The sequence below is a fragment of the Microcoleus sp. EPA2 genome (genome assembly GCA_020882975.1).
GTDB lineage: Bacteria > Cyanobacteriota > Cyanobacteriia > Cyanobacteriales > Microcoleaceae > Microcoleus.
The window spans coordinates 63,936-89,212 of record JAHRFD010000027.1 but is presented as its reverse complement, the minus strand read 5'-3'; the positions used below and the strand labels follow the sequence as shown (position 1 = coordinate 89,212).

Genomic DNA, 25,277 nt, shown 5'->3' with positions numbered 1-25,277 from the left:
AGCTGACAGCCTATGCGAATCCTGCTTGCTGATATTCTTTAGTAGGAACTCCATAAGCAGTATAAGGTCTAACATCCGGCGGTTGAAGTCCCAAAACAATTGATTTAGCCGGAATTCCCGCTGCAACTAACTCCTCAGCAATCAGGCGATCGGTATTATTTGCTTGAATCCACACCTGAGAGTCAATAATATCAATATGAATCACGCAATGGTGAATGCGCTGCTCGTTAAACCAACCTATATTGATTAACATATAGCGGTCATTTTCCACATCAAAAATTGTTTCGCTTTGTATCCCGCTGTCACCAACGGGAATCTCAGCGTATTCAGTAAGGAGCTGTCTAACAAGTTTACGATAATTATTTAAGCTATCCATTGTACTATTTCCTCTGTTTTTGGATTAAAAACAACAAGATTGAGGCGGTTATTATCTAGCAATATTTGACCAAATTTTTGTCCTTCAAAAAGCTCTGTAAAAGCATTTAGTGGAAGTGCAAGATACAGTTGTCTTTCTGATTCCGTCCGTTTTAAGATGTCATAGTAAAGAGTATATTGACCCAAAGCTTGCTCTAAATCTGCAATTCAAGACTCTCTGATAAAACTTTTAACTTCAACGGCTATCTTGCGATCGCTGTTCTCAGCAGCTAATAGCTGTTCTGCACCAAGATCGATCGACAGATTTCTTTTTGCCCAAGTCAATGGATAGGGATCGTGGGTAATTGTCCAGCCAGCCTTAATCAAAGCCTGTTTGACAACATGATGATAAATGTCTCTTGCTGGCACGATCGCTCTCTTTTGCTATCGAGGTTGACACTGACTATTATAATGTATTGTATCAACAAATTCGATATACTGAGATACGACCTAGTACGATGGCCTTTCCCAATAATTTCTGCACGTCCAGTTACCCGTACAGAAAGGAAACTATATGAACAACGTTGAAAAAGAACTGACATTAAAAGTCCGATCGCGCCCAACAACAACAGTAGCGATCGAAATCCCAACAGATACCTTAGAATCCCTAAACAAAGTAGCACTCCATCGAGATATGCCTCTGTCAGTTGTGCTCAAATTTTACATTGGGCAAGGTTTGCGGCAAGATTTAACAAAATTGTTTAGCGATCGCCTTCTAGAAGCAACAGCCCAAGTTTTAGCACGACATTTACATTCAGAAGAAGAAGTCTCAACTATTCTTAGAGAAATTCAATCTGAAACAGCGCGGTAGTGCGATCGATCGCACTCAACCTCCTGACAAGTGCGTTAGCGAAGCCCTCGAAGAGGATCGCCCCACCCAAATCCTAATTTACCAAATCGTCTGAATGATTTAACCACAGAGGGCGCAGAGGGCGCAGAGAAAGAGAAGAGAGAAATGATAAATTCCCAGACTTCAAATACCAAACAATACCAAACAAAATAGTCCCGAACCCACATCGAGGCCAGAAACCGGGTTTCTTCCTAGATATCTAGCTGAGAATCAGCGATTTTTCCAAGAAACCCGGTTTCTTCCTGTAACCCCACCCAAATCAAAATCTGGCAATACGCTAAATATAATTAAAATTTGTTAAGATTAACTCGACCTCAGCGCCGGCATCCCATCCGCCGCTAAACCCCTTCCCCAGCCCCACAACAATGCTGCGACTCGAACACATCAGTAAAATTTATCCCACAGGCGTCGTACTCAAAGATGTCACCTGGGAAGTCAAACCAGGCGATCGCATCGGCTTAGTAGGCGTCAACGGTGCCGGCAAATCCACCCAACTCAAAATCATCGCCGGTGAAATGGAACCCACATCAGGCGAAGTCATTCGCCCCGCCAGCCTCCACATCGCCTACCTCTCTCAAGAATTTGAAGTAGATCCGACACGCACCGTCAAAGAAGAATTTTGGCGCGCCTTCAGCGAAGCCAACGAAATACACGAGTCCCTAATGCAAGTCCATCGAGACTTGGAAAACTCCACCCCTGAAAATCTGGACGAACTGATCCACAAAATGGATCGCTTGCAAAGAAAATTTGAAGGCTTAAACGGCTACGGTTTAGAAGCCCAAATCGAGAAAATTCTACCAGAAATCGGATTTGAACCCGAAGATGGCGATCGGCTAGTCAGCGCCTTCAGCGGCGGCTGGCAAATGCGGATGAGTTTGGGCAAAATTCTCCTCCAAAAACCCGATATCCTGCTACTAGACGAACCTACCAACCACCTCGACTTAGAAACCATCGAATGGCTAGAAGTCTACCTCAAAGGGTTAACAACCCCCATGGTAATCGTATCCCATGACCGAGAATTTCTCGATCGCCTCTGCACCCAAATAGTCGAAACCGAACGCGGAGTTTCCAGCACTTACCTCGGCAACTATTCCTCTTATTTACTGCAAAAAGCCGAAGCCAGAGAAGCCCAACTCAGCGCCTATGAAAGCCAGCAAAAAGAACTCGAAAAACAGCAAGCATTCGTAGAAAAATTCCGCGCCAGCGCCACTCGCAGTACCCAAGCAAAAAGTCGCGAAAAGCAACTAGATAAAATCGAACGCATCGAAGCCCCCACGGGCGGCTTAAAAACCTTGCATTTCCGCTTTCCCCCCGCACCCCGCAGCGGCCGGGAAGTAGTAATAATTGAAGACTTGGTGCATAGCTACGGCGACAAAATCCTATTTTTGGGCGCAGACTTATTAGTGGAAAGAGGCGATCGCATCGCCTTCCTCGGCCCCAACGGCGCAGGCAAATCCACCCTGTTAAAAATGATTATGGGTTCAGAAACTCCGACAGAAGGCACTGTTAAATTCGGAGGCCATAACGTCATCCCCGGTTACTTTGAACAGAATCAAGCCGAAGCTTTAGATCTAAATAAAAGCGTGATGGCAACCATTCATGACGAAGTACCAGACTGGAAAAACGAAGAAGTTCGGACTTTGTTGGGTCGTTTTCTGTTCACCGGCGAAACAGTATACAAACAGGTTGGCGCTTTGAGTGGCGGAGAAAAAGCCCGTCTAGCTTTGGCCAAGATGCTGTTGACTCCCGTGAATTTACTGATTTTGGACGAACCGACAAATCACCTCGACATTCCGGCGAAAGAGATGATGGAAGAAGCCATCAAAAATTATGACGGTACTGTAATGATCGTTTCGCACGATCGCTATTTCATCTCCCAAGTCGCCAACAAAATAGTCGAAATTCGGGATGGGGAGTTTCGTCCTTATCTCGGAGATTACCACTACTATCTCGATAAAATTGCTGAAGAAAAAGAGCTAGCAAAAATAGCAAAACTTGAAGCTGAAAAAGCTGCTAAAAAAGCGGAAAAAGAAGCCAAGAAAAAAGCAACTGCTAAGCAGAAATAAAGTCGCTACTGAAGGCAGATAAACCTTACATCCCAGTTTATCTGCCTTCATCGGCGGTGAAAAAAAAATCTAATTCAAGATGCGATTAATCATTTGATTCGCCTGGGACTGGTAACTTCCACCAAACAAATTAAAATGATTCAAAATGTGATATAGATTATAAATAATTTTTCGTTTTTCATAGCCTGAATTCAAAGGAAAAACGTGATTATATCCCCGGTAAAATGCAGCCGAAAAGCCACCAAATAACTCGGTCATCGCCAGATCTACTTCTCTATCTCCCCAATAGGTAGCTGGGTCAAAAATCACGGGTTCTCCCGCAGATGTCACCCCTGCGTTTCCCCCCCACAAATCCCCGTGAACCAGCGATGGTTGCGGTTCATAACCTGCTAACAACTCAGGAATTACTGCTAATAAACGTTCCCCTTGCGGAAAATGACCTCCCCGACGTTTAGCTAAATTTAACTGATAACCAATCCGATATTCTCTCCAAAATTCAGCCCAATTTTCAGTCCAGTTATTAATTTGCACAGTTGAGCCGATCGTATTGTTCCTATCCCAACCAAAACATCCCCTCAACAAGCCAGAATCAACCTCTTCTCCCCCCCGATTGTAGGGGCGGTGCCCCCGTGCCCGCCCTGAGCTGGGGGGGGTGCATTTGTGCATTGCCGCCAGTTTACGCCCCATTTCCTCCCAAGCTCGTGAAGCGAAGCTATCCCGAAGGGAATCGCCCCCGTGACCTCCCAAATCCAGCCATTCCAGCACAATATAAGCGGAATTCCCCTCGGTTCCCCAGCAAATCGGCTCAGGTACTCGAATCGTCTGGGTTTCCCGCATTTGCTGCAAACCCAGGGCCTCAGCTTCAAACATCGCGACTTGGGAAGCTTGATTTAATTTAATAAAGTAAGTGCGGGAATTGCTGCTGATAGCATAGCCTTGATTAATGCAGCCACCGCTGACAGAACGGCGATTGTCGATCGCAAATTTGTCTCTCGTTACTTCGGAGATATGCGCGCTAATTTTGTCCCACATGGCATCCAATTGTTTTCTACTATTGAAAAGAGTCGAAAGATAGATTTATCAATTATACCTCGGATAGAGAGAAGATATTTTATTTTAATTTAAAATTAAATAATGTCCAATGGTGTAATTTAGCTTTTGTAATCAAACCGTAACTCACATTCACTGTTTAAGGAGAAACTATGCTTTTACAAGAAAAAGAATCGGGCGACTTGGTAGAAATTCTAGATGTCGATGGTTTAGTTAGTCCTGCGAAAAATGAAGTATTGGGGCGAAATCAAGCTGGTGAAGAAGAGCAAGAACCAGTGAATTTTCCCAAGGGTAAATTAGTTTTTCCTTCCGGCGAAGTTTTGCCCCGCTGCTGGACTGAGGAAAACTATAAGACCAATTAATTCAACGGAACCACCGCAGCCGAAGACCTAGAGCCCCGACTTATTGAAGAAGTTGGGGCTCTAAGCTTTTAACATTTTTAGATAGAAAGAGACCATAATTTTTATGAATTCTCGACACTTTAACCATTATAATTGATTTGTCACAAAGGAAGGTGTATTTTGAAATCTCAAAATTTCCAGAGCATATCATCAGCAATCGCTGGGATTCTATTAGTAGGCGCACTGCTGCTTGGGTTCAACTCTTTTGTCGTGATTAATCCCGGTGAAGCAGGGGTGGTCAGCGTTTTAGGAAAAGCCACAGATGGGGCATTGTTAGAGGGATTTCACTTGAGACCTCCGCTGATATCTAAGGTAGATGTGTACGATGTAACAGTGCAAAAATTTGAAGTTCCAGCCCAGAGTGCTACCAAAGACCTTCAGGATTTAAATGCTAGTTTTGCTATCAACTTTCGCCTCGATCCGGCGAGAGTAGTTGATATCAGAAGGAGTCAAGGAACCTTGGATAATATAGTTGCCAAAATTATTGCTCCTCAGACGCAAGAAGCATTTAAAACAGCCGCCGCCTTGAGAACTGCCGAACAATCTATTACTCAAAGAAGTGAACTGAAACGAGACTTTGATACTGCGCTGAAGGAAAGGCTATCAAAGTATGATGTAATCGTACTTGATACGAGCGTTGTTAATATTCGATTCTCCACCGATTTTGCGAAAGCGGTTGAGGAAAAACAGGTTGCTGAACAGCGTGCACAAAGGGCTGTTTATGTGGCTCAGGAAGCAGAACAACAGGCTCAAGCAGATATTAACCGCGCTCAAGGTAGGGCGGAAGCTCAAAGGCTTTTGGCTGAAACTTTAAAGGCTCAGGGCGGTGATTTAGTGCTGCAAAAGGAGGCTATCGAAGCTTGGAGAAGTGGTGGTGCTCAGATGCCAAAGGTGTTGGTTATGGGCAGCGGTTCTAGTCGAGTTCCTTTCATTTTTAATATGAGTGACTTTCAGGAAGAGGGCGATCGGCAAAAAAATTAAGCTCAAGGTATAGTTACCATAGTATGCTACACTTCCTTTAGCCAAAACATAGCGATATGATGAAATCAGTCGCTATCAAAGCGCAGTCCGCAACTCACACGCAGACAACACGCTCACTTTAGAAATCAAGGAAAAATCATGACCCGCGCGATTATGGAAACGGACAAAGGCACAATCAATTTGGAATTGTTTGATGCAGATGCGCCTAATACAGTTAAGAATTTTGTTGACTTAGCAGAAAAAGGTTTTTACGACGGACTTTCCTTTCACCGAGTAATTCCTAACTTTATGATCCAAGGCGGCTGTCCAAAAGGTAATGGCACAGGTGGCCCTGGTTACAAAATTAACTGCGAAATCAACTCCCACAAACATTTGGCAGGAACTTTATCGATGGCCCACGCAGGCAAAAATACGGGTGGTAGTCAATTCTTTATTTGCCATTCTCCCCAGTCTCATCTAGATGGAGTTCACACAACTTTTGGTCAAACTGAGGATATGTCTGTAGTCAATGCTATCCGCCAAGGCGACAAGATTATTTCGGTGAAAATCGAGCCTTAATTCTCAGTATTGAGTTGCGTTTGTAGTAAGGACGAAGAGTCCTTATTACAAATTTAACCGGGTTAAATTGAATCATTCATCTTCGATAGATGTGTCTAACAGTTCAATTTCCAGACTTTCTTCCTCATCGTCATAATTAAATTCCAATTTGCTCTGCTTAATAATTTCGTTCAACATATTATTTAAATATCCTTTGGCAACAGCCTCTTCAAATCTTTCTATAAGAATACCCACATTAATTATTTCTTCTATACATTCCATGTAACGTGAAACTATCGCATTTATTGAATACTGTTTTCGAGCTTGTGCTTCAATTTTACGTTTAATTTCATTAGGGGAATCTGAAGATTTAACAACAAAGGTTATCGGATATTTTTCAAGTTTATCAATGTCTAGGAAATATTTACTCATATCTACAGTTTCTGTCACCTGAAAAAACCTTCCCAGAGGCTTCATTACAAAATCAATTCCGCCATCATTGGCATTTGTTCTACCTGTTTTAAACAGTTGTAAATTTTCTTGCTGGAGCTGATCAACCTCATAGCCCCAATATATCGATTGGTCACTATAGTAGTATTTTAATATACTGTAGCTGACTATCTCAAATATTCTAGCATCTACAGTTGGCGCGACTATTTCTTTTATAAATTCTATTACTTGACCCTCTGTCAATGCTTGAGCCTCTTTACAAAGTTGCAAAAACTTTTCAAAGCTATCTCTCTTAGCTTCAACATAAGCATCAACGATCAGAATTACTGTTTCTGCTATATTATGTACATTTTCCTGAATTTTAACTTTTAATAAGTTTTCGTTAAACCAATACCTGTTAGTTTTTGAATTTCTCATAATTGGGATAAAGTCACAAGTCGGAAAATATCTTTTAAATTCTTCATTAAGTCTGTGGTTCAAAGCATGGTTCTGAAGCTTTTGTCCAAACGGTAATTCGCGCTGTCTCTTGAAAATATTTGTATAAACTGCACCTTCATAATCTGAATATTTCTCGCTTTGATGAAAACCTCTTAAAAAATAGTCTTCAGCTAAAACATATATAGCGTATAAATTAGCAAAACTTCCTCTTGATTTTGAGCCTTTATTTACAGATTTAGTTTTGATATTCAAATATTGAATTAGCTCGCTTACCGCAAATACTTGCTCACCAGAAGCACCAAATCTTTCTTGTAAAATCTTCTTAATTGTTTTTGTAAATTCGTGTTCCATTTTATTGAAAGTGTAAATTGAGTGTTAGTTGTTTTGGTGAACTTGCAACTGAATTGACTTCGGAGATTTGATCCTCTTGATTGTCGTCAGGAGTAATCTGTAATCTATTTAATCCTATTTCTACATATTTTTCTTGTAATTCTATTCCGATTGACTTTCTGTTAAGCTGCTTGGCAACAAATGATGTGGTAAAAGTTCCAGAAAATACGTCTAATACGATGTCTCCCTCATTACTACTTGCTTTGATAATTCGTTCTAACAAAGATGTGGGTTTTTGGGTAGGATGATCTTCATATTGGGGCATACGATATCTGACTCTCGGAAACTCCCATACATTACCTGGAACTTTTTCAGAATTATATACTGATGGTGTAGACTTGCGGTAATCAATTAGTTTTCTGACAGCTCCAGTTTTTGCTTCAACCAGAATATCTGAGGAATTAAATGTATAATTTCGTTTGTCTTTGACACAATATAAAATTGGTTCGTACAGAGAACCGTAATATTTTTTTGCTTGGACTCCCGAACTGTCATAATACCACACTATACGAGAAAGAATTGTTAAACGATCGCGCAAATATATATCAAAGTAAGGCATACATTGAGTGGAAGCCATCAGATACAAGCTGCCGTTAGGTTTGAGCTTATTAATACATAAATTTAACCAAGTATAACTCCATTCTAAATAATCGCTTTCTGATTCCCACTTGTCTTTAAATCCATCAAAATTTTTGCCAATATTATAGGGAGGGTCGGCAAAAATCAAATCAATTGAGTTGTCTTTGATTTCATGAGAAAGGACTTCTAACACATCTCCCAAAATCAGTTTATGTTCGTCTAATTCAAAGATTTTCATTTTGCCTAACCTGTTTTAATCAATATGCGTCATTGTCAACTAGAGTTAGATATTTATGAGAAATACTCAATACAGTTCATATTTTAGCAAAGTACAAGGAATGGAACCGTTGAAAACAGGAATTCGCTTGGACGTTCTCAGACCAACTTGTTTCCCCAATTCCTTATTTCCAGTCAATATAAACGCATTCCAACCTTTAAAACGCTGCTTGAAAATATCCCCTAACATCTTATAAAGTTCTCCCAATTCCTTAGCATCGCCTAGCCTTTCTCCGTAGGGAGGATTGCAAATGAGAACGCCACTATCTGCCGGTGGTTCCAATTCAGATAACTCGGTGTGAGCAAACTCGATCTTACCTGAAAGACCTGCTTGCTGTGCATTGATTCTAGCTTGGGTTAACATATCAGAATCGCGATCGCATCCTGCAACCACTTGCTTAAGTTGTGGTAATTCGCTATTCTCGGCTTCTGCCCACAATTTATCCCATAAGGGTTCGTCAAAATCTCGCCAACTCATAAATCCAAACTTGTCTCGAAACAATCCTGGTGCAATATTCAAACCCTTTAAACTAGCTTCTAAAGGTAAAGTTCCCGAACCACACATGGGGTCTAAAAAAGGTAAGTCTGGTGTCCATTCTGCCATGTCCAACAAAGCCGCAGCTAGGGTTTCTTTTAAGGGTGCCATGCCCATTGCGGGCCGATATCCCCGTCGGTGCAAACTGCCGCCAGAACTGTCTAAACTTAAGATAGCTCTATCTCGATGAATGTGAATATTAATCAGCAAATCTGGATTTTCGACATCCACACTCGAACGTTTGTTAAATTGATGGCGCTGTTGGTCGGCGATCGCATTTTTGACCTGCAAAGCTGTAAAATGAGTGTGGTTCAATTTTTCATTGCCACCCGTACAGTTGACTGCTAAAGTATTGTCAGCATTCAAAAATTCATCCCAAGAGATTTTCTGGACTGCGCGGTACAGCATATCTGAGTTGTAACACTGGAATTCGGCGATGGGTACTAGGACTCGAAAAATGGTTCTAGACCACAGATTTACACGATACAATAAAGCGCGATCGCCCGAAAAGTAGACCCCAGTAAAATCTGGCTGTACATCCTGTGCTCCTAATTTTTCTAATTCTTGGGCGGCAATATTTTCTAATCCGCGCGCCACTGTAGCAAAGTATTGATTCATTAGTTATGGTTATTTGTTATTTGTTATTTGTTATTGGTTGTTTGTTACTACTGAGAACAGAGAACAGGTAACGGACAACGGACAACTGATAACTGACTGATGACTATAGTAGCTGGTTTTAATTCTAAGTTATCAGAAATAATAATCTACCACAACCTAGATGCGTCGGCTCCTCAAAATTTTAAATTTCCTGGGACTTGGAGCCCCCGCCACCGGAATAGATACCCCCAAAGCCATACCACAAAAAGAGTAGAGGTTTCATGGTTAATTCAATTTTTGACTCTGGGCGATCGCCCTAGAAATCATGCTGGAATTTCTAACTGCATGAATATGTGCGGAATTCCCAGGAATTCAAAGGGCTTGTCTTGTTCGGAAAATCCGAGTTTATGGTAAAATTTAATGGCGTTCATTCGAGACATAAGTCTGACAGCTTTGAGATTTTTTTGCTGAGCTTTGACGATTAAGTTTTCAATTAATTTAGTGCCAATTCCCTGATTTTGAAATTCAGGAAGCACGGCAACGTAGCTGATGTTTCCTACTCCTGGGGATGATTCGCGCAGTCGGGCTGAAGCAATAATTTGGCGATCGCAAAGGGCGATTAAATGAACAGCAGTATCTTCGTGATTGTCTCTTTCGCTACCCTTTTCCATGCCTAGGGGCGATCGCAAAACCAGCCAGCGCTGATGGAACATTTTTTCTAATTCTTGTTGGTTGTTAACTTCACGTATCTCTAGCATTTTTCGATTAGATTAAAGAGGTAGATTGCAATTTACTATTGGGTGGGGGCGGGTTTATTTAGATTGTCGATTATTGGCAATGATTGTTGGTATAATCCGCCCCTACAAATTCTGGGAAATATTGGGTGGGGGCGGGTTTATTTAGATTGTCGATTATTGGCAATGATTGTTGGTATAATATTGTTTCCGGTTACATCGGAATGATTTAACCGCAGAGAACACAGAGGACACAGAGGGAGAGAATAGAGTTCTGAATAATTCCGATGCTACCGGATTTGATATAACCCGCCCCTACAAATTCTGGGAAATATTGGGTGGGGGCGGGTTTATTTAGATTGTCGATTATTGGCAATGATTGTTGGTATAATCCGCCCCTACAAATTCTGGGAAATATTGGGTGGGGGCGGGTTTATTTAGATTGTCAATTATTGGCAATGATTGTTGGTATAACCCGCCCCTACAAATTCTGGGAAATTTTGGGTGGGGGCGGGTTTATTTAGATTGTCAATTATTGGCAATGATTGTTGGTATAACCCGCCCCTACAAATTCTGGTAAATTTTGGGTGGGGGCGGGTTTATTTAGATTGTCAATTATTGGCAATGATTGTTGGTATAACCCGCCCCTACAAATTCTGGGAAATATTGGGTGGGGGCGGGTTTATTTAGATTGTCAATTATTGGCAATGATTGTTGGTATAACCCGCCCCTACAAATTCTGGTAAATTTTGGGTTACAAACTATCAGTAATACTGGTAAAATTAAAGGCTTTCACGCGCACTGCTGGTACTACACTACCGCCATAACGTTTTACTTCACTCAGGCTATCTACATCGCGCAACATATTGGGTAAACTCTGATTGAAACGCAAGTTTTTAATCGGGTAAGCAATCTTGCCGTTTTCAATCCAAAAAGTACCGTCACGAGTCATTCCTGTTACTTCCGATGTTTTGGGATTGACGTAGTTAACGTACCAAGCTCGACTGACGAAAATTCCGCGTTCGGTTTGAGCGATTAAATCTGCTAAACTTTGGTCTGAACCTGTCATCACGATCGGGTAATAAGCACCTTTTGATTCTTTACCTTTTTGGGCTGCCCAATAGCGGGAATAAGACAAGCTTTGAGGGATGCCATTTTTGATGATTTCCAAATAGTTATTGCTTAATCCATCGCTGAAAAAATTACCCGATCGCAGTAAAGGATGTGCCGGATCGCGCTGTACTTGTACCAGGGGGCTGAAAAGTTGTTCGCCCGCGCGGTTTCCCACGGGTTTTCCGGTTTCATCTGCGATCGACATAAACGATCGCCCTTCATCCGCCGCCCTCGCATCCATCCCCCAAATTACCCAGGGTAGCAAATCCGCAAACGCCGCACCATCAAAGATTACAGGATAAATGCCGGGAGTGATGTCGCGCGGGTTGCGGGATGCGATCGCGCGATCGACAACTTGTTCTGCTAATTGCGCGATCGGCAGTTGACTAATACTCCAAGCTGTGCTTTCACTCCAGCTAGAACCGTTGTCAATGCGAGTAGTAAAGCTGAAATTCGCCTCTGTAGAATGGTTACAGGCGCGGAGTCCGGTGCTGGATGCGATCGCATACAATGACGCCTCCGTGCTCAAAGTACCGGAAGCATTAGCACCTGCTTGGGAGGCGATCGCGCAAGCCTGCTGTACCATTTCTGCCCGTGCTAGAGGCGATGCAGCGGCCGTTGCTGCGTCAAAGGCCGCCGGAGTCGAATCGTAGCTTTGAGGCGGTAAGAGCGGCATCCATTCGGGGTCTGCGGGGGCAATTTTGGCCAATTCCTGCGATCGTTTGACGGTTTGGGCGATCGCATCTACATCAAAATCGGTAACAGCAGCAGAGGCACTTTTGTTACCAAAATAGCTAGTAATGTTGAGGCTAAATACAGTTTTGCTGATATTTTGGCTGATTTGATTTTCCGAGAATCGAGAAAGAGATTCTTCCCCAGTAGAAAGACTGACAAATACTTCCTCGGCTTGGGATTGTTTGACTACCTTTTCCAGTAAAGATAAGGCTTGGTCTTCACTTATAATTGCGGGAGATGTTGTTAAAGTCATAATGGTAAATGGTAATTGGGAATGGGGCATTGGTGATTGGGAATTGGGAATTGGTAATTAGGCATTCATAGCATGGGGAATTAGTGATTAATACCATTGCTCTAAAATCGTGCAACAATCTTTTACCCTAACCCCCCCTTAGAAAGGGGAGGGACAAGACTACTGTTGCATTCTTTTTTTTAATTGGTATAGTTATCAGTTAACAGTCACCAATGCCCTAGCCCCTCTTACCCAATTTGAATATCCCTAACACGCACCGGTACACAAGCGTGAGTCATTTGAGCTATCTGAATCGGTTCACCTTTACCACATCTATTAGTCCCGCACTGAACCCGTTCCGAAGCAGGTCCGATCGCATCTACTTGATTCCAGAAATCAGTGCTCATCGAATGATAAGTGACATCCTTCAACATTCCGACAACTTTACCTTTTTCCACCTTCCAAAAAGCATCACCACCGAATTGAAAATTACGCCGCTGCTGATCGATGGAAAAACTGCCAGTACCGTCGATTAAAATCCCATCTTCCGTATCCGCAATCATCTCATCCAAAGTAGCAGTATGACTACCGCCATCCGGGCCCGGTTCCAATCCCAAATTAGGAATTCTGACCATCGGCACGCTCGACCAACTGTCAGCGCAGGCAGAACCGTTGCTGCTGGAACGTCCGAGGCGATAAGCTGTTTCTCTGTCGGTGAGATAATCGACTAAAATTCCATCCTTGACAACGTACCAATCCTGTGATTTTACGCCCTCATCATCGTAACCCATTGTACCGCGACCGGCCGGTTGAGTGCGATCGCACTTAAAGTTTACCCAAGGTGCGGCGTATTGCAGTTTATTTAACTTATCCGTAGTAGCAAAGCTCGTGCCTGCAAAATTCGATTCATAGCCATAAACTCGGTCTAATTCCGTTGGATGTCCGACGGATTCGTGGATGGTTAAAAACAAGTTTGTCGGTTTGAGAATCAGAGATTTGCAAATACCTGGCGCTGCTTTTGGAGCGGCAACTTTCTCAATTGCTTCGGCAGCAACTCTATCTATTTGACTCAGCAAATCCGCCGGATTGATGTGTTCGTAACCCAGATTTAAGGGCGGGCGTTCGTAACTGCGACTTTTGGCATCGCCGCCCGCAATTGCCGTACAGCCAAAACCTGGATAACTGCGGTGAATTGTCTGTTCAATTAGCGAGCCTTCAGTGGAAGCAAAAACTTTATCTTCGCGGTTAAATTGCAGAAAAGAAAAAGCTTTTTTGATGCCTCGATCGCCTCGCTCTAACAGTTGTGTGTTAATATTTAGTAGTAGTTCTGCTTTGTCAGCGACTGGTACAGAAAACGGGTCAATGGCGATCGGCGTAACGTAGCGATCGACATATTTGTCAACAGGCACTAACCGCACCGGTTCTTTTTGAGTCAAGCGACTACCTTTGGCGATTTCTACAGCCAAAGCAACAATTCTGGCAACCTCAGCCGCTGTACGATTGTGACTGGCAGCAAAGCCCCAAGCGCCGTCTAGAAGCACTCGCACACCAAAACCAGAACTAACATTATCAGAGATATTGCTTAAAGAGCGATCGCGCGCGTACAGACTCTGCCTTCGGTAAGCACAAAAACGCACATCACCGTATTCACAACCCGATTTCTTAATCAAATCTACGGCTAAACTTGCTAACTCTTGAGCCGAGACTGTTGCGGTTAATTGCACCATGTTTATGAGTCTGTTTTTAATAATTATCAATCATTATAGCCCTACTATCGAAGTATTTTCCTAATCAACACGGCGATACCCAGCATTAACCAGCCATATGATTTAACCGCGAAGGCGCGAAGAACGCGAAGGAAGAGAAGAGAGAGGATTTGCTATAACTCGCCGACAATTTGCTATGCTTTGCGATACTTTTTACGCTCGCGGTTTCCACCGCGCTGGATATTAGGAATCCCCGTACCTTGAGGTACGGGGAGGATGCCAAGTCAAGCCTTAAATCAGTTAGCAACAATGGCGATCGAGATTTGCGTCTTGCTAGGATTATGAGATATTTGGCTTCACCCTTGTTTAAATTCCACAACAGTCTCTTTCAACCGCCTGGTTTAGGGCTTAGTCGTAGTCGCCGCGGGCTTCTTTTGAGAGTTATTCAGTCCATTAAGAAACATCGGCACAAACTTCTCCACAAATGCCTGGGGGTCACGGTTCCAGGCCCGCTGAGCCACATCCACCCTAGTCATTTGCAAATCCGGGGCCAACAAAGTTGCCGGTAGGCGTTCCATCAAGTATTGGGGGCGTTCCCACAGGGGCATTGTATTAGCAATATCCACCAGGCGGGTGACACGGCGCAGTTCTGCCCCCAGCATGATATCCATTCCCGATGCAAATGCAGCTTGTTCGATCGCCGCATACTTGCGCTTCGCCTGTTCCACCTTCTGGGCGTGGGCTGGGCTTTTGGCTGCTATGTTTCCCAACCACCGATTTCCCCAGCGGACGTGACCTGCTTCTTCGGGAAAAATCTTTTCGATAGTTTCGCGGATTTTGACGTTTTCGTCAGTTTGCGGAGCATTTTTCAGGGCGTGGATGTGCGCTCCGAAGTATTCGCAGCCCCGCTTTTCGGTGACATTAATCGCCGCTAGGGAAGAAATTACAAAATCTTCGCGGTTCTTGGTGGGGTCTTTCTGTTCGCTGTCGAACAGTCTTTCAAACTCGTCGATGTAGGATACTCCCGGCGGCTTGCCCACATTTTGGCCCAAGTCTACCAGCAAGTCAGTCAGCCACATGGCGTGTCGCGCTTCGTCGGAAATGTGCCGCGACAGATCGCGCACGAGTTCGGCTGGTTCCCCGTCTAGCTGTTCGATCAAGTCGGTGAGGTCTTTGCAACTGCGCTGTTCGCTAAAGCGGTAGCGGTTGAGAGTGATCAGGTGAATTTCGCGATCGCGCACGACTTGTGCTAAAACTTCACGGGCTCCCATGCCGTTGCGAAGCTTGCGGGGATAAGCTACGGTCATTGTTTTATGTTTTTTTGTAAAGATACCTTTAGGATTGTAACGCAGTTTTTGGGATTCCTAATTCACTCCCAGGGTAGAAGTTTTTTGGTAAGTAACTTTAACTCTTCTAGTTATTGGTTATTGGTTATTGGTTATTGGTTATTTGTTAATCGGGCAATTTTAGACTTTACTTTCATAGGACTTAGGCAAAAAAACCGGTTTGTGAAAGTCCTTGCCTCCTTTGATTTTGAGGGCGAGTGCCACAAACCGGATTTTTGAGGTTAGTAGTCCGTCCAAGACAGACGAACTATCTAACAGTCGTAGTACAAAGCAAACTCGTAAGGGTGAGGACGTAACCGCATGGGGTTGACTTCATTATCGAGTTTGTAAGAAATCCAAGTTTTGATGAAATCTTCAGTAAATACACCAGTTTCAGTCAAGAAAGCATGGTCTTTTTCCAAAGCTTCCAGAGCACCTTCCAAGGAACCGGGAGTCGAAGGAATTTTGCTCAATTCTTCCGGGGATAAATCGTAGATATCCACATCCAAAGGTTCACCCGGATCGATTTGATTCTTGATGCCATCTAAGCCCGCGCACAGCATGGCTGCAAAGGCTAAATAGGGATTGGAAGTGGCATCGGGACAGCGGAATTCTAAGCGCTTAGCTTTGGGGTTAGTTCCTGACAAGGGAATCCGTACTGAGGCCGATCGATTTCCTTGAGAATAAGCTAAGTTTACAGGGGCTTCAAAACCGGGAACTAACCGTTTGTAGGAATTAGTTGTGGGATTGGTGATTGCCAAAAGTGCCGGGGCGTGCTTGAGAATACCGCCGATGTAATGCAGTCCCATTTGACTGAAACCAGCATATTGGTCGCCAGCAAATAACGGTTGACCGTCTTTCCAAATTGACTGGTGAACGTGCATCCCGGAACCGTTGTCGTTAAACAATGGTTTGGGCATGAAGGTGATGGTTTTGCCGTATTTTCTGCCGACGTTTTTGATGACGTATTTGTAAGTTAACAAATAGTCTGCGGCTTTGACTAAAGTGTCAAAGCGGAAGCCGAGTTCGCACTGGCCACCGGTGGCGACTTCGTGGTGGTGCTTTTCAATGGGTACGCCACATTTTGCCATTGTCAGCAGCATTTCCGTTCTCATGTCTTGAGAGGTATCGGTTGGTGCTACTGGGAAATAACCTTCTTTGTAACGTGGTTTGTAGCCGAGGTTGCCGCCTGGTTCTTCTTTGCCGGAATTCCAACGTCCTTCTACAGAGTCTACATAGTAATAGCCACTGTTTTGGGTTTGGTCGAAGCGAACGTCGTCAAAAATGAAGAATTCTGCTTCCGGGCCAAAAAATGCGGTATCGCCGAGACCGGTGGTAACTAAGTAGTCTACGGCTTTTTGGGCTATGGTGCGGGGACAGCGGCTGTAGGGTTCGCCTGTGCGCGGTTCTTTGATGCTGCAAATGAAGCTGATGGTGGGTTCTGCCATGAACGGGTCGATCCAAGCCGTTGTAGGATCGATGACCATTGTCATGTCTGATTCGTTGATGGCTTTCCAGCCCCGAATGCTGGAACCGTCGAAGGGTACACCGTCTGTGAAGGCGGTTTCGTCGATTTGGTCGTGGAACAGGGATAGGTGTTGCCAGATCCCCGGCATATCGATGAATTTGAGGTCAACGATCTGGATGTTATTTTCTTTTATGTAGTTTAAGGCTTCTTGGGGTGTCTGGAACATGGCTTACTCCTGATATTGGTTTGGTCTGGGCGATCCTCTTGGAGGGCTTCGCTAACGGCAGATTTCAGACTATTTGGCCGATAATAGGCATTCATTACTGGGTTTTTTGTATCTTTCAATACATTTTTCTCAAAAGCGATCGGGTTGCCACATAGTTTCTTGGTCTTCTGTTGTCCATTTTCGGCTGAAGATACAAGGTATGGGACAAAATTTTGGTGGTTCGGTCGGGGATTTACTACCGTCCATGAAAATCCTATCTCAAATCTTAATCAAAGGCCGATTTGTAGTAGTCTACAATAGGCGGTCTGTCTCAGATAGCAAAGTATTGATAAAGATTTTTGGGAGAGAAACTTATGCGCGATGCAGTGACGAGTCTGATTGAAAATTATGATGTTGCTGGTAGGTATTTAGACCGAGATGGTATCGATCGGCTGAAATCTTATTTTGCAACGGGTACAGCACGAGTACAAGCAGCAGCAGCAATTAACAGTAATGCAGCGGCTATTGTCAAGCAAGCTGGTATTCAATTATTCGCTCAACAACCGGAACTGATCCGTCCGGGTGGAAATGCTTACACGACTCGTCGCTATGCGGCTTGTCTGCGGGATATGGACTACTACTTGCGCTATGCTACTTACGCTCTAGTGGCTGGCAGTACAGACGTGCTTGATGAGCGGGTTCTGCAAGGGCTACGGGAAACTTACAATTCACTGAGTGTACCCATTGGCCCGACGGTGATGGGGATCGGGATTATGAAGGAAATGGTTAAGGCTCAAGTTCAAGCTGCTGGCTTGACTGTGGGGCCTTTTCTGGAACAGCCTTTTGATTACATGATTCGTGAATTGAGCGAACAGGATATCTAAGTCAGTTTGCTAGTGATTGGTAATTGGTAGTGGCGCTTCGCCACTGTCCAATATCAATTGTTAATTTTTGTCAATTTTGACTTGATAACTAGCAGTTTGATGTATCTAAATTTAATCCCTTAATATTGCAAAGAGACTGGTAATTTTTTGCCAGTCTTTTTTCAAAAAAAAGGAAGTTGTGGTGGTGGGTTTGTGTCAATTGGAACGATCGCATCACAGCATCAAAGGCGGCGATCGTTGTTCAAGGACTAAAAATCGCCGATACGTCCCCAGACGAGACATTTGTCCAGGGGAATTTTAGTTTGGCGGCGATCGACCTGTTCGACTGTTGTTGCTTCTACATCCCCATTAGGGTAGAGAATATGAACTATCTTACCGCTGACAAATGCCATAGGATTGTCTTGACAATTGTCCATATTTTTGATAGGGAAGTTAAAGTTTTTCATGGTAGATCGATACACCTCTAATCAGTCCAAAATAGGGCATTGGTTGACAAAAGCATTTAATTTGTAACGCTTTGACCCATTGTTACATTATCTGTTCGTCACCAAGGTTTCAGTGCGATCGTACCAAGGTATATCTGTGATAAAACTAGACACACCCCGTGATAGAAGTCACCAAAATAGGGGTGAGGGGGAACACCCCTCACAGGATTTTGGTTTAGTCCCGATCCTGACGGCTTTTGACCAGTTGTTTGGGAGATGTCTAATAAACTATTGTTAACCCGATCTTTAAACCTTAAAAACCTTGGCTAAACAACGACTAGACACTTTATTAGTGAACCTAAATTTGTGTACTTCCCGACAACAAGCTCAAGCTTTGATTCGCACAGGAAAAGTTGCAGTCAACCAGCAGGTAGTTGACAAACCGGGCACAGAGGTTGATATTTCAGCCCAAATTCAAATTAAAGAGCGATCGCGCTATGTTTCTAGAGGTGGCGACAAATTAGCTAAAGCATTAGAAGTTTTTGCGATTCCCGTTACAGATAGAATTTGTCTCGACGGTGGCATTTCCACGGGGGGTTTTACCGACTGTTTGCTGCAAGCAGGCGCAGCCAAAGTCTATGGGATAGATGTGGGTTACGGTCAAGCAGATTGGGGCTTGCGGAACGATCCGAGGGTAATTTTGAAAGAACGCACCAATTTGCGCTACATGACGGCTACAGAACTCTATGGCGACTCTCAGCGAGCAGATTTGGCGGTAGTAGATGTGTCGTTTATTTCCCTGGATAAAGTTTTACCAGCGCTGTGGGAGTTGTTAGCACCACCGCGAGAAGCCGTGTTGCTGGTAAAGCCACAGTTTGAAGTTGGGCGCGAGAGAGTAGGAAAAAAAGGCGTAGTGCGAGACTCTGCTACCCAAGCCGATGCGATTTTCCAAGTGTGGAAAGCAGCCACTGCTTTAGGATGGGAACAACGGGGCTTAACTTGGTCGCCGTTACTTGGCCCGGCTGGCAATATCGAGTATCTTTTATGGTTGGGGAGCGATCGTCAACAGCAGTCGGAGCAAAATGCTGTGGAAGATAGTGTTATGAAAGAAAGGATCGCAGAAGTGACAAAGGGGGCTAAAGGGGAACTGATCGATCGATTTGAGGTTTGAGATTTGAGATTTAGCAACCTTCGGATGTGGCACTCCTTGACCTCTGCCTCCTGCGATATTTCCACTTTAGATGGGAGGAATAAAAAGAATTGAGTTCACTGATAAATCGGTTTTTTAACCTGTCACTTAACTAATAATTTCATGCAGTCATTCAAACAAGTTGGTTCGCTTTTTTTGTACCTGTTAGGTGCTATCGGCTATATAGCTAGTGCAGCGATGATTGTGGGGATTTCACTCCTGATTAAATTTGTCGCTCTGATGTTGGCAGATAAAATTTTATATACTATTTTTATTATCGGCGATTTGTTGAGAGGCATCGAAGTTATAGAATTGTTAAATATCTTAGTGTTTGCTTTTGTGGGCATGGGATTTGGTTTGGCGACCAGACTTTTAAAACCTGAATATGGTCGCCAAGTGAGTGCTATTTTGTTGATTTTGATAGTTCCTTTTATTTTCATGAGTACGCCGATAATTCGCTACAATTCTTGGCTAGACAAAGTTGAAGATTCGGAGAATTTATCGCCGGATGAAACTACCAAAATCACTAACTCATTTTTGAAAAAACAGATAGGAGTTTCCGGTTTCTTGGGTTATTATTTATATACAGGTCAGTTTCCAGTGATTCCTACAACTCAATCACAGATGAAAGACCTCGATAGCTTTGAAAAAAAAGTTAACTCCCGATTTGTGCAGTTAACAGGTGCTGCGCCCACTATTGTTTCTTGGTCGATGTTGATTTGTTTTTGGCTGATTAGACTATTTTATTTTGCGATCGCAGTAATTGCTACGATTGCCCATTTTAGGCAAGGTGTGGTGATTGCCAGAAGGTAAGAGGTTAATTTTTACTTACCAATTTTTAACTCTTGTTGTAGGCGATCGACAATTGTATCACGTTCTATGGTACCGAGAATTTCTTGAATTACCGTATCTTGTCCCAAGGGGCCCCAAGTGCAGCCTTTTTCTAAATAAACTTGGGCGGCACGACCGACAGCATAGGTTCCGTAAGCTGCTAAACTAGCTTGAGTTACCGCAACTCCTGCAAAAGTAGAAAAGCCAATTTGGGGAGCAGCAATCGCCGCGCTTTTCCCGAATCCCAACAAAAAACTACTACCTAATTCTCCCAAAAGTACGCCACCGGCACTCGAAAAAATAGTTTGCCAAAGTTTCCCCGCTTCATAGCCAGTCATGGGTAAACCGTAAAGTCTGGATAAAGAGCGAATTAAGGCTAAATCAGCGACAGTTGCTCCCATGACATCAAGGAAAGCAATCGGATTTAAGCCCACAGCCAAAGCTTTATATTTCGCAAATTGCCAGATTAAATCCTCGGCTTCGGTATGTCGCAATTTGAGAATTTGATGGGCAATATTTGCCTCTGCATCTCTAGCTTCCATTAAAGCATTGAGAGCGAGGAGCGATCGACCTTCTCGGTTAAGAATCGTGAAAATAGTCTGTTTGAGCTCATCTATCTGCGGCGGCGGCGACTCCCACTCGTGGGTTATGCTCCCATCAGGCCATTCAATCCGCACCTGCATCGGTGCCGGTTCCGCCGCTACCATGACTATTTCTAAGGATTTGGGATTATTTTTAGTAGATTTAGGCGAGGGATTGTTGGAGGATAAATTTTCGCTATCAGATTTATCTGTAACCCCATCGGTGGCTAAATTTTCGCTATTATTTCCGAGATTTTGCAAACTTTTATAAATAGTTTGCCTATCTAATTCTGGATAGAGGTCTATTTTATTAAAAACTAAAATCAGCGGTTTTTGAGCTGTTTGTAATTCGCACAGTGCTTGATATTCAGTGCGAGTGATATCGCCAGCGACAACAAACAAAATTAAGTCAGCTTGGCGAGAGACTTGTTTCGCCATATCGCCCCGCACTTCGCCACCAACTTCATCAATTCCTGGAGTATCAATTAATTCTATTTGCACTTTTTCTGGGTCTTTTGTGCCAGAAATAGCCGGAATTGTCCAAGCCACGGAACGCGGCCACTGAGTCACACCGTTAAGAGGGCCTGTTTGCAGAATTTTTTTACCTAAAAGCGCGTTTAAGACGGCTGACTTGCCGCGGCTGACTAAACCAAAGGTAGCAATGCGAATGATATTTTGGTTAAGTTTTTCTGAGGTAGAATTTAAGATATCTAACTGATTTTGTAGCGTAGCTGCCAATTCTGTATTGGAGTTGTTTTTGCTGGGGCGCAAGTTAGAGTAGCGCGCCAGGGATTGGCGCAAACTGGCGCGGGCAAGGGATAAGCGATGGTCTTGAAGGGATTTATCAGCCATTGGCGATCGGCTTTATTAAGCAAGTATAATAGAGTATCTAACTAGAGATCTTCCCATCCATTCTAGTACAAATTTTCATAATTTGCTAAACTTTAAATTCCTCTCTGCATCAGAATTATTCAATTGTCTCAGATATCTCTCTGTGTTCTCTGCGCCCTCTGTGGTTAAATAATCACCAGACAACAGTAAACGACATAACCTCTGTTGCGCGTTCCACAATCACAAAACCTTTGGATAGAACAGGCCCGAAAGCCTGTTCCTAAATAGAGTACAAAATAAGACTAATATTGTACTTAATTGAGAGCTGAATTAACTGCTGCGGGCTGAGATGTTGGCGGTGCCAGACGACTCGCCATTTGGTTGATGAAAGATTGCAAGAACGAAACTTGCTGATTTTGTTGAAATACCGCTTGCAAAGTTTTAGTCAACTGGTCTATATTGAAACTGCTATTTACAGAAGTTTCCAGGTCTCGACTTTGGAAAAATTCCACTAAACTTAGTCCAGCTATGCGAGTAAAATAGGCTGCACTAATTCCTTGCACTGCGCCTCCAGCGACAAAAGTTACAGCATTGGTTTTGAGCAATCCCGCAATAGTCTGAGTAGACAATTCAACTAATCCCAATTTCAACATTTGGGCGGCCAAAGTTGCCGCTACTGTCTTAGCTTGGTCTAGGGAAAACTTTTGCTGATAAATAGTGCCGAGATCGATTACAAGTTGGGTACTGATGGCCGTGGTTGCTAACAAGTCTAGGGCTGCAACGGGATTAGCAAAAACGGCTGCTGCTGCGATATATTGATATTGCTCGATGATGGGCATTGCCCGATCGCGCCTGACTGCATTTAATAAAGTTTTTGCTTCCTGTTTAACACTTCCAGCGCCCCGCACTGTATTAGCCCACACCAATTGTTGTCTTTCTGCGGTTAAGAGTTCCGTCAGTTTTGCCGTCAAAGGCTGAATTTGAGTTCCGGGATTTTCCATCCGTTCGCTGATTGTACCATCAGCTTGATGGTGCCGCACTTTCAGGGAATTAGGGTTCGCTGCGATCGCAATTATATCTTCTTTGGGCAGTAGGCCGTCCATTTTTTCCTGCAAAGAATGCAAAATTTGGGACTGCTGTGCTGGCAAATATTGGTCTTGTTTGTTCCAAACTAGCAAGAAACGTTGACCTGCGAAAACTAGCTGAGATAATACTTGAAATTCCGAATCCGTAATGTCGCCTGCTGTCACAAACAGCACTAAATCATCGCTGATTTTAGCATCGGTATTGGTGCTAGTAAATAGCGGGGTTGTTTCTTGGAAAGTCAGCTTTTGTGGCTGTTGGGATGTCCAGTGAGAATTCAAAACTTGAATTAAGGTACTTTTGCCTACTGCTTTGCCGCCAGTGACACTAATTCTCAAATCTGGTCTGTCTAATTCGGCCGTGAGTCGATCGAGCTGTGCTTTAAGCATAGCTGGAGATTCGGATATTGGAGCTTCTGAAGCCAGCAAATTAATCGAGCTTTCTGCCGCCCCGATCGCCTTTAAGGCTGCTTCCCTGTTGGCCAGGGCTTCGGGGAGTGGAAATTCCAGTGTAGGCGATTGTCGCTGCCACCACCAATATCCGGCGCTAGCGGCCACCAAGCCGATGAGTGCCGTTTCGCCCATTTCTGAAACCGAGTGCTGTAGACTTTCTAACAGCCAGAGTGCTGCTGAGAGTCCGATTCCGCCAATTAAAACCGGTCGCCGCAAGTTAAGTGTCATTTTTCCCTTCCTGTGGGTATTCCCGCCAAGCTTAACTTTAGCGGGCTTGGCATTCCCCCTAGATTCCATCGTACCTCAAGACATTGCGAACTACCCGATGGCGATCGCGAGTTAAATCTTTGATGAAAAAAAATCGAGCAACCATAGCAATTAAAGCAGTCTGGCTGGTCACCACGGACTTAACCACTGCTTAATTGGGGAAAATTCCGATGACTGATTTTCTAGTCTCCGAGGCAAATTTCCAAACCACGGGCTGTTTTCACCAGAGTACCATCGAGCTCTACTTCTCTGTATTTGGCGATCGCATCTTCCAAGGGAACACTAACAACTTCCCGTTTTTGCCAAGATACCATGGAATCGTATTTTTCTTCAGCAATTAAATCAACTGCTGCTACTCCAAAAGCCGAAGCAATTAATCTTTCTAGCGGTGAAGGCGTTCCTCCTCGTTGAATGTGTCCCAAAACAGTAACGCGAGTTTCCGCGCCGCTACAGTCAGAAATTTGATCGGCTAAATACTGACCGATACCACCCAACCGACTTTGACCTAATCGATTTGTCTGCATCACTAATTCGCCTGCTTCAGTGCGAACTGCCTCGGCTACTACAATTAAACAGTAGTTTTTTCCCTGTGCTTGACGTTCTTGAATTTTGGCACAAATTTTAGCAATTGTGTAAGGAATTTCGGGAATCAAAATGATATCAGCACCCCCAGCAATGCCCGCACTAATCGCAATATGTCCCGCATCGCGTCCCATGACTTCAATAATCATGACACGACTGTGACTTGCTGCGGTAAAATGCAAGCGGTCTAGTGCTTCAGTGGCAATATTAACAGCAGTATCAAACCCGATGGAACGCTCGGTAATACCGACATCATTATCAATAGTTTTAGGAATAGCAACTAAGTTCAACTTGCCTTGTTGAGCAATCTTCCTGAGAATAGCTAGACTACCATCGCCACCAATGCCAATTAGGGCATCTAAACCGAGTAGATGATAGCCTTCGATAATATCATCAGAGCGATCGCGCAAAGTCCCATCGGACATGGGATATGCAAAAGGATTACCCTCATTAGTCGTCCCTAGCATCGTACCGCCAATCGTCCGCCAATCGTCTACTTTTTCAATATCCAAAGGAATGGCTTGAGGGGGACGACTCATTAAGCCATTAGTGGCCTGACGAATTCCCATCACCTTCCAATTGTAAGTTGCTGTTGCGCGGTACACAACGGCTCGAATCACTGCATTTAAACCTGCACAGTCACCCCCACTGGTAAGGATGCCGATGCACTTTTGTTGTCCCATAGTTGATAATTAGAAGGGATAAGGAAGTTAGTCCAATTTACTTGGGATTGAGACGCTTAGAAACTTGGTTAATAATCCCACTAACAATAGCGCCTCCCATGAGAATTCCTAGGGCGGGATTAAATACAGGCTGCCAGAGACTGTACCACAGATCGAAACCGAGATTCACACCGGTCGATCTACCTAATACTGCGATCGCAAACCAAGCAAAGCTAGCAAAGACAAAAAATACGTCAGCGACTAAAACTATGTTCAGCCAGTTCATAAATTTCTCTTTCATTATGTTAGAGTTCCTTGTGAGTATCTGTCTGTTAACTTTTGAAAACCGATTTGCCCGCTTGACATGAGTGATAGGTGCAAGTGGCGATGGAATCAAGATAAAATATC

The 25,277-nt window shown here is 43.8% G+C and carries 23 protein-coding genes and 1 pseudogene; 8 read left to right on the top strand and 16 right to left on the bottom strand.

Annotated features, from left to right (window positions below; all coding sequences use genetic code 11):
- Nucleotides 1–10: 10 nt before the first annotated feature.
- The gene (locus AAFP14_RS21035; protein ID WP_341734154.1) at nt 11–376 is read right to left on the bottom strand and encodes a XisI protein; all 366 of its coding nucleotides are present in this window, start codon (nt 374–376) and stop codon (nt 11–13) included.
- Nucleotides 364–783, bottom strand: a pseudogene (locus tag AAFP14_RS21030) (element excision factor XisH family protein). Before AAFP14_RS21030 ends, AAFP14_RS21035 begins: the two are co-directional and overlap by 13 nt.
- A 145-nt stretch (nt 784–928) precedes the next feature.
- Between AAFP14_RS21030 and AAFP14_RS21025 the strand changes: the two are divergent.
- Both AAFP14_RS21025 and AAFP14_RS21020 read left to right on the top strand, forming a co-directional pair.
- Nucleotides 929–1,225: a hypothetical protein gene (locus tag AAFP14_RS21025; protein WP_341734153.1), complete on the top strand. Its 297-nt coding sequence runs from the start codon at nt 929–931 to the stop codon at nt 1,223–1,225.
- Nucleotides 1,226–1,629: 404 nt separating this feature from the next.
- A complete protein-coding gene (locus AAFP14_RS21020) occupies nt 1,630–3,330 on the top strand; it encodes an ABC-F family ATP-binding cassette domain-containing protein (RefSeq protein WP_341734152.1) in 1,701 nt (566 codons plus the stop codon).
- Between the two features lie 69 nt (nt 3,331–3,399).
- Here AAFP14_RS21020 and AAFP14_RS21015 read toward each other — a convergent pair whose 3' ends face one another.
- Nucleotides 3,400–4,362, bottom strand: a complete 963-nt coding sequence (locus AAFP14_RS21015; protein WP_341734151.1) for a fructosamine kinase family protein — start codon at nt 4,360–4,362, stop codon at nt 3,400–3,402.
- A 170-nt stretch (nt 4,363–4,532) separates the two neighbouring features.
- Here AAFP14_RS21015 and AAFP14_RS21010 point away from each other — a divergent pair, with 170 nt between their 5' ends.
- From AAFP14_RS21010 to AAFP14_RS21000, 3 genes are all read left to right on the top strand, one after another.
- The gene (locus AAFP14_RS21010) at nt 4,533–4,742 is read left to right on the top strand and encodes an acetyltransferase (RefSeq protein WP_341734150.1); all 210 of its coding nucleotides are present in this window, start codon (nt 4,533–4,535) and stop codon (nt 4,740–4,742) included.
- 159 nt (nt 4,743–4,901) lie between these two features.
- Nucleotides 4,902–5,762 carry a prohibitin family protein gene (locus AAFP14_RS21005; protein WP_341734149.1) on the top strand — a complete coding sequence of 287 codons (861 nt, stop codon included), beginning with the start codon at nt 4,902–4,904 and terminating at the stop codon, nt 5,760–5,762.
- Nucleotides 5,763–5,900: 138 nt separating this feature from the next.
- A complete protein-coding gene (locus AAFP14_RS21000) occupies nt 5,901–6,320 on the top strand; it encodes a peptidylprolyl isomerase (RefSeq protein WP_341734148.1) in 420 nt (139 codons plus the stop codon).
- A gap of 72 nt (nt 6,321–6,392) precedes the next feature.
- On the opposite strand, the gene AAFP14_RS20995 is transcribed toward AAFP14_RS21000, so the two are convergent.
- From AAFP14_RS20995 to glnA, 8 genes are all read right to left on the bottom strand, one after another.
- On the bottom strand, nt 6,393–7,538 hold the full coding sequence (locus tag AAFP14_RS20995) for a restriction endonuclease (protein WP_341734147.1): 1,146 nt from the start codon (nt 7,536–7,538) through the stop codon (nt 6,393–6,395).
- 1 nt (nt 7,539) lies between these two features.
- The gene (gene yhdJ / locus AAFP14_RS20990) at nt 7,540–8,394 is read right to left on the bottom strand and encodes an adenine-specific DNA-methyltransferase (protein ID WP_341734146.1); all 855 of its coding nucleotides are present in this window, start codon (nt 8,392–8,394) and stop codon (nt 7,540–7,542) included.
- 66 nt (nt 8,395–8,460) lie between these two features.
- Complete coding sequence (locus AAFP14_RS20985) at nt 8,461–9,585, bottom strand: THUMP domain-containing class I SAM-dependent RNA methyltransferase (RefSeq protein ID WP_341734145.1); 1,125 nt, start codon at nt 9,583–9,585, stop codon at nt 8,461–8,463.
- Between the two features lie 302 nt (nt 9,586–9,887).
- Nucleotides 9,888–10,322: a GNAT family N-acetyltransferase gene (locus tag AAFP14_RS20980; RefSeq protein ID WP_341734144.1), complete on the bottom strand. Its 435-nt coding sequence runs from the start codon at nt 10,320–10,322 to the stop codon at nt 9,888–9,890.
- Nucleotides 10,323–11,052: 730 nt separating this feature from the next.
- Entirely contained in the window at nt 11,053–12,399 is a 1,347-nt protein-coding gene (locus AAFP14_RS20975; RefSeq protein WP_341734143.1) for a TldD/PmbA family protein, read from the bottom strand.
- A 227-nt stretch (nt 12,400–12,626) separates the two neighbouring features.
- Nucleotides 12,627–14,105 carry a TldD/PmbA family protein gene (locus tag AAFP14_RS20970; RefSeq protein ID WP_341734142.1) on the bottom strand — a complete coding sequence of 493 codons (1,479 nt, stop codon included), beginning with the start codon at nt 14,103–14,105 and terminating at the stop codon, nt 12,627–12,629.
- Nucleotides 14,106–14,485: 380 nt separating this feature from the next.
- On the bottom strand, nt 14,486–15,391 hold the full coding sequence (locus AAFP14_RS20965; protein WP_341734141.1) for a ferritin-like domain-containing protein: 906 nt from the start codon (nt 15,389–15,391) through the stop codon (nt 14,486–14,488).
- Between the two features lie 290 nt (nt 15,392–15,681).
- Entirely contained in the window at nt 15,682–17,103 is a 1,422-nt protein-coding gene (gene glnA, locus AAFP14_RS20960; protein WP_341734140.1) for a type I glutamate--ammonia ligase, read from the bottom strand.
- Nucleotides 17,104–17,456: 353 nt separating this feature from the next.
- Between glnA and apcB the strand changes: the two genes are divergently transcribed.
- Complete coding sequence (gene apcB / locus AAFP14_RS20955; protein ID WP_341734139.1) at nt 17,457–17,966, top strand: allophycocyanin subunit beta; 510 nt, start codon at nt 17,457–17,459, stop codon at nt 17,964–17,966.
- Nucleotides 17,967–18,214: 248 nt separating this feature from the next.
- Here the strand turns inward: apcB and AAFP14_RS20950 are convergent, their stop codons facing one another.
- Nucleotides 18,215–18,382, bottom strand: a complete 168-nt coding sequence (locus AAFP14_RS20950; protein WP_341734138.1) for a hypothetical protein — start codon at nt 18,380–18,382, stop codon at nt 18,215–18,217.
- A gap of 331 nt (nt 18,383–18,713) precedes the next feature.
- On the opposite strand from AAFP14_RS20950, the gene AAFP14_RS20945 reads away from it, so the two are divergent.
- Both AAFP14_RS20945 and AAFP14_RS20940 read left to right on the top strand, forming a co-directional pair.
- Nucleotides 18,714–19,562 (top strand): TlyA family RNA methyltransferase, encoded by an 849-nt coding sequence (locus AAFP14_RS20945; RefSeq protein WP_341734137.1) that lies wholly within the window; start codon nt 18,714–18,716, stop codon nt 19,560–19,562.
- Between the two features lie 141 nt (nt 19,563–19,703).
- Nucleotides 19,704–20,393, top strand: coding sequence for a hypothetical protein (locus tag AAFP14_RS20940; protein ID WP_341734136.1), 690 nt, complete (start codon nt 19,704–19,706; stop codon nt 20,391–20,393).
- An 11-nt stretch (nt 20,394–20,404) separates the two neighbouring features.
- Here the strand turns inward: AAFP14_RS20940 and AAFP14_RS20935 are convergent, their stop codons facing one another.
- The 4 genes from AAFP14_RS20935 to AAFP14_RS20920 all read right to left on the bottom strand — a co-directional run bounded on the left by AAFP14_RS20935 (nt 20,405) and on the right by AAFP14_RS20920 (nt 25,170).
- Nucleotides 20,405–21,844: a GTP-binding protein gene (locus AAFP14_RS20935; RefSeq protein ID WP_341734135.1), complete on the bottom strand. Its 1,440-nt coding sequence runs from the start codon at nt 21,842–21,844 to the stop codon at nt 20,405–20,407.
- A 293-nt stretch (nt 21,845–22,137) separates the two neighbouring features.
- Entirely contained in the window at nt 22,138–23,586 is a 1,449-nt protein-coding gene (locus AAFP14_RS20930; RefSeq protein WP_341734134.1) for a YcjF family protein, read from the bottom strand.
- A gap of 221 nt (nt 23,587–23,807) precedes the next feature.
- The gene (locus AAFP14_RS20925) at nt 23,808–24,890 is read right to left on the bottom strand and encodes an ATP-dependent 6-phosphofructokinase (RefSeq protein ID WP_341734133.1); all 1,083 of its coding nucleotides are present in this window, start codon (nt 24,888–24,890) and stop codon (nt 23,808–23,810) included.
- 37 nt (nt 24,891–24,927) lie between these two features.
- Nucleotides 24,928–25,170 (bottom strand): hypothetical protein, encoded by a 243-nt coding sequence (locus AAFP14_RS20920; RefSeq protein ID WP_341734132.1) that lies wholly within the window; start codon nt 25,168–25,170, stop codon nt 24,928–24,930.
- Nucleotides 25,171–25,277 lie beyond the last annotated feature (107 nt).